This is a genomic window from Schwartzia sp. (in: firmicutes), assembly GCF_978017985.1.
The window spans coordinates 1-5,628 of the sequence record NZ_CDXDFU010000113.1 but is presented as its reverse complement, the minus strand read 5'-3'; the positions used below and the strand labels follow the sequence as shown (position 1 = coordinate 5,628).

Genomic DNA, 5,628 nt, shown 5'->3' with positions numbered 1-5,628 from the left:
GCCGGATATCACAGGCTTTTTGAAAAAGGTCGGCAAAAAATCCGAGTTTGTCAGCGGGCTCAGAGTTACTGATGAGGAAACCATGGAAATCGTTGAAATGGTTCTCATCGGCAAGATAAATTCGGAAATCGTAAACCTCCTAAACCGCAGCGGAAACAGCGCCATTGGCCTTTCAGGCAAGGACGCGTCCCTCATTCAGGCGAAAAAGAAGCTGGCTGAGGTTCACACGGACGGCAAAATCGAAAAAGTCGATATCGGCTTCGTCGGTGAGGTAGAAAAGATTCGCGGAGAGACGGTAAACGACCTTATCAAGCAGGATTATATCCCTGTAATCGCTCCTGTGGGAGTCGGTGAGGATGGTTCAAGCTACAATATCAACGCTGACTACGTAGCCGCGGAGGTTGCGGGCGCGCTGAAAGCTGAAAAACTCCTGCTTTTGACTGATGTAGAGGGAATATACAAGGATTTTGAGGACAAGAGCTCGTTTATTTCGTCCCTTACGGAGAAGGAAGCCCGACAGTACATTGAGGATGGAACTATCGCAGGCGGTATGATACCGAAGGTCGAATCCTGCCTAAAGGCACTGGACGGAGGGGCACATAAGACCGCTATTATAGACGGACGGCTTCCGCACTCCCTGCTTTTGGAGCTTTTCACTTCGCAGGGTATCGGTACCGAAATCGTGAAATAATCCGGAGGGAACAGATATGAAGGAAACAGATGAACAGATATACGAGAAAGACAGGAACTCATATATTCCCGTCTTTGCCCGTTATGATATCGTGCTGGACCACGGCGACGGAATGTACGTCTATGACTCCCACGATAAGAAATACATTGATTTTCTTGGCGGTATAGCAGTAAACGTGCTTGGTCATGCACATCCTGCATTGGTAAAGGCAGTTTCCGAACAGGCAGGGAAAATGATTCACTGCTCTAACCTTTACTACACTCAGACGCAGGCAGATGCCGCAGAAAAGCTCGTAAAGCTCAGCGGACTTGGCAAGGTATTCTTCGGAAATTCCGGCGCTGAGGCAAACGAGGGTGCTATAAAGCTGGCACGTAAATACGCGTGGCATAAAAACCCCGAAAAGATTCAGATTATCGCAGCGAAGATGAGCTTCCACGGAAGAACCTACGCGACGCTCACCGCAACGGGACAGCCTCATTACCACGAGGGCTACGGTCCGCTGGTTGAAGGCTTTGATTACGTAGATTTCGGCGATATAGATGCCCTTGAAAAGCTCATGAGCGAAAAGACCTGCGCGGTTATGCTTGAGACGATTCAGGGCGAGGGCGGCGTATATGTACCGCCTGATGACTACTACAAAAAAGTCCGCGCCCTCTGCGACAAATACGATGCATGTCTCATACTCGATGAGATTCAGTGCGGAATGGGAAGAACGGGAACATTCTTCGCATATGAGCAGTACGGCGTAATGCCTGATATCGTGACACTCGCAAAAGGTCTTGCCGGCGGTGTTCCAATCGGCGCATTTATTGCTTCTGACAAGGTTGCGAAGGCATTCGCACCGGGCGACCACGGTTCTACCTTCGGTGGCAATCCGCTTGCGTGCGCGGCGTCAAATGTTGTGCTTGATGAGATTTCAAATCCGGATTTCCTGAAGCATGTTCAGGAAGTCGGAGGGTACTTCAGAGAAAAGCTTGAAGCGCTTGCAAAAAAATATCCGGAACTTGTTAAAGAGGTTCGCGGCAAAGGACTTATTCTCGGTATGGAGCTTACGAAGCCCGGAAGAGATATCGTGAACGCGTGCCTTGAGGAAGGTGCTATCATCAACTGCACGGTCGGAAACGTCCTGCGTTTCGTACCGCCGCTTATCGTAACCAAGGAACAGATAGACGAGCTTATGACGGTGCTTGAAAAGGTATTGCCGAAATTTGCTTGATTGGGGGAATCAACATGTCAACATTAAAAGGGAAAGACCTGTTGTCGCTCCATGAACTTACCGTCGATGAGATGGAAGAAATTCTTGAACTGGCGGCAGAGCTTAAAGCGATGCAGAAGGCCGGCGTGCAGCACCATTTGCTTGAGGGCAAAACGCTGGGCATGATTTTTGAAAAATCTTCCACGAGGACAAGAGTGTCTTTTGAGACAGGCATGTATCAGCTGGGCGGGCAGGCACTGTTCCTGTCGAACCGCGACCTGCAGATAGGCCGCGGAGAGCCTATAGAAGATACGGCTCGTGTGCTTTCGCGTTATCTGGACGGTATCATGATTCGTACCTTTGGCCATGACAAACTGGTGGAATTTGCAAAATGGGCAGATGTTCCTGTCATCAACGCGCTGACAGACCTGCTGCATCCATGCCAGGTTCTGGCGGATATGCTCACAATCCGTGAACATCTCGGCAAAAACCTCAAGGGCTTGAAGCTGGCATATATCGGCGATGGCAACAACATGACAAATTCGCTCATGTACGGCTGCGCCAAGATGGGCATGAATTTCGCGGCAGCTACACCGGCAGGCTATGAGCCTGATGCAGGCGTTGTCAAAAACGCGAAAGAGGACGCAAAGGCAACAGGCTCGAGCATTGTGCTTACACATGATGTTGCCGAAGCCGCAAAGGACGCAGACGTTCTTTATACGGATGTGTGGGTCAGCATGGGCGAGGAAGAGGAACGCGAAAAACGTCTCAAAGACCTCGCGGGCTATCAGATAAACAAAGAGCTTTTGAAAAATGCTTCTAAGCGTGCCGTTGTTATGCACTGTCTGCCGGCACACCGCGGAGAGGAAATTACGGCTGATGTCTTTGAGGACAACGCAAATGTAATTTTCGACGAAGCAGAGAACCGTTTACATGCACAAAAAGCTGTATTAGCCTTGACTATGGGCGATTAAACGTATACATTAAATAAGTATTGTATTTCATATCATAAGGAGCGAATTACATTATGGCAAACGAAAAGAAAGTAACAAAGGTAGCACTTGCATATTCCGGCGGTCTTGATACGTCCTGCATCATTCCGTGGCTCAAAGAGAATTATGACGGCTGCGAGGTTATCGCTGTCTGTGCAGATATCGGACAGGGTGACGAGCTCTCCGTTGTTCATGATAAAGCATTGGCATCCGGAGCATCCAAGGTTTTCATTGCAGATCTTACGGAAGAATTCCTCACAGGCTATGTATGGCCGACACTCAAGGCAGGCGCTGTCTATGAGGGCAAATATCTCCTCGGCACATCCTTTGCACGTCCGGTAATTGCAAAGAAGCTTGTTGAGATTGCCAAGAAGGAAGGCTGTGACGCTATTGCTCACGGCGCTACGGGCAAAGGAAACGACCAGGTTCGTTTCGAGCTTTCCGTCAAAGCACTCGCTCCTCAGCTGAAGATTATTACTCCGTGGAGAGAATGGAAAATCCGCTCCCGTGAGGAAGCTATCGAATACGCAAAACAGCATAACATTCCTATCGCAACGGCTAACAAAACATACAGCATGGACCGCAACATCTGGCACCTCAGCCATGAGGGCTCTGACCTTGAGGATCCGTGGAATGCACCGAAGGATGAAATGTTCCTCGTAACAAAGACTCCGGAGCAGGCACCGGACAAAGATGAAATTATCGAAATCGACTTCGAGAAGGGTATTCCTGTTGCAGTCAACGGTAAGAAGATGAATGCAACGGAGCTCCTTACTACGCTGAATGAAATCGGCGCAAAGAACGGTATCGGTATCACAGATATTTGCGAGAACCGTCTTGTCGGTATGAAATCCCGTGGCGTTTACGAGAATCCGGGCGGAGCTATCCTCTACTATGCACACCGTGAACTGGAATACCTCTGTCTCGACCGCACGACACTCCACTATAAGGAACTCGTTGCAAATCAGTACGCAGAGCTCGTATACAACGGTATGTGGTTCTCGCAGCTCCGTGAGGCTCTTGACGCATTCGTTGACAGCACACAGCGCACGGTTACAGGTACGGTAAAACTGAAGCTCTACAAGGGCAACATCATCTCCGCAGGCGCAAAATCCGATTACTCGCTCTACAGCCATGACTTCGTAACCTTCGAAGAGGACGATGTCTACAATCAGGCTGACGGCACAGGCTTTGTAAACCTCTTTGGACTCCCGCTGAAGGTCCGCGCTATCATGCAGGAAAAAATGGGGCTCCTGAAATGAGTGAGAAGCTGTGGGGCGGTCGTTTCACAAAAACGACCGACGAAATGATAAATGATTTTCAGGCTTCCATCGGCTTTGACAAACGCATGTATCACGAGGATATCGCAGGCTCCATCGCTCACGCGACAATGCTGGCAAAATGCGGCATTATCAGTGAGGAGGACCGCGATAAAATCGTTGGCGGATTAAAGGATATTCTCGCTCGTATTGAAAAAGGCGAATTTGAATTTGATGTTGCCTTTGAGGATATCCATATGAATATTGAGAAGCGCCTTACGGATGCTATCGGCGAAGCAGGCGGACGTCTCCATACTGCCCGCAGCAGAAATGACCAGGTCGCTCTCGATACGCACATGTACGTCCGTAGAGAAGCAGTCGAAGTTGAAAAGCTCATTCTTGATATGCAGAAAGCTCTCGTTGAGACTGCTGAAAAATACAGTGATGTAATCATGCCGGGCTATACGCACCTGCAGAGGGCGCAGCCGATTCTTTTCGGACACCATCTCATGGCGTATTTCTCCATGTTCAGCCGTGATTTCGCACGTTTCAACGGTGTATATCAGCGTGCAGATATCATGCCGTTGGGGGCCGGCGCGCTTGCGGGAACCACATTCCCGATTGACCGCCGTTTTGTAGCGGAGCTTCTGAATTTCGAGAATATCTACACGAACAGTCTCGATGCCGTGAGCGACCGTGACTACATCATGGAATTCCTCTCAGCGGCTTCGATGCTTATGGTGCATCTCTCGCGTCTCAGCGAGGAAACGATTCTCTGGTGTTCCCGTGAGTTCTCCTTTGTAGAACTCGACGACGCACACTGCACGGGCTCGTCAATGATGCCGCAGAAAAAGAATCCTGATGTATCTGAGCTTGTTCGCGGAAAAACCGGACGTGTTATCGGACATCTCATGGCGATGCTCACGACGGTCAAAGGACTGCCCCTTGCATACAACAAAGACCTGCAGGAAGACAAAGAAGGAATCTTCGATGCCATTGATACGGTTAAATTCAGCCTTGCCGTATATGCCCGTATTCTGCGCGGCATGAAGGTAAACCGTGACGTTATGAAACGTGCGGTTTACGAGGACTTCTCCAATGCGACGGACCTTGCGGATTATCTTGCAAAAAAAGGAATGCCGTTCCGTCAGGCTCACGCTGTGTCGGGACAGGCAGTTCACTACTGCATAGAGCATCATAAATGGCTCGTTGACCTTACAATGGACGAATTCAAAGCACTTTCGCCAATGTTTGACGAGGACATAAAAGATGCAATCCTTCCGGAAACCTGCGTAAAGACACGCAACTCTCTTGGAGGAACCTCTTACGAGCAGGTTGACCTTCAGATTCGAGCGGCAAAGGGACTCATGGACACGGAAAGAAAAATTACCGAAGAACATGAGGACAAGCAGATTCAGGTAGAAGAATAATAACATGACAGGAGCCGGTGAAAGAGCCGTGCTCCTGTTTTTTCGTGGTGAAAAATTATTT

Annotated in this window: 5 protein-coding genes; all 5 read left to right on the top strand. The window is 49.4% G+C overall.

Annotated features, from left to right (window positions below):
- On the top strand, nt 1-691 hold a 691-nt coding region (gene argB, locus ACY69O_RS05220; RefSeq protein WP_462332408.1), incomplete at its 5' end, for an acetylglutamate kinase.
- Nucleotides 692-707: 16 nt separating this feature from the next.
- Nucleotides 708-1,907 (top strand): acetylornithine transaminase, encoded by a 1,200-nt coding sequence (locus tag ACY69O_RS05215; protein WP_462332407.1) that lies wholly within the window; start codon nt 708-710, stop codon nt 1,905-1,907.
- Nucleotides 1,908-1,921: 14 nt separating this feature from the next.
- Complete coding sequence (gene argF, locus ACY69O_RS05210) at nt 1,922-2,860, top strand: ornithine carbamoyltransferase (RefSeq protein WP_462332406.1); 939 nt, start codon at nt 1,922-1,924, stop codon at nt 2,858-2,860.
- A 53-nt stretch (nt 2,861-2,913) separates the two neighbouring features.
- Nucleotides 2,914-4,140 carry an argininosuccinate synthase gene (locus ACY69O_RS05205; RefSeq protein ID WP_462332405.1) on the top strand — a complete coding sequence of 409 codons (1,227 nt, stop codon included), beginning with the start codon at nt 2,914-2,916 and terminating at the stop codon, nt 4,138-4,140.
- Entirely contained in the window at nt 4,137-5,567 is a 1,431-nt protein-coding gene (argH, locus tag ACY69O_RS05200; protein ID WP_462332404.1) for an argininosuccinate lyase, read from the top strand. The genes ACY69O_RS05205 and argH overlap by 4 nt, the downstream gene beginning before the upstream one ends.
- Nucleotides 5,568-5,628 lie beyond the last annotated feature (61 nt).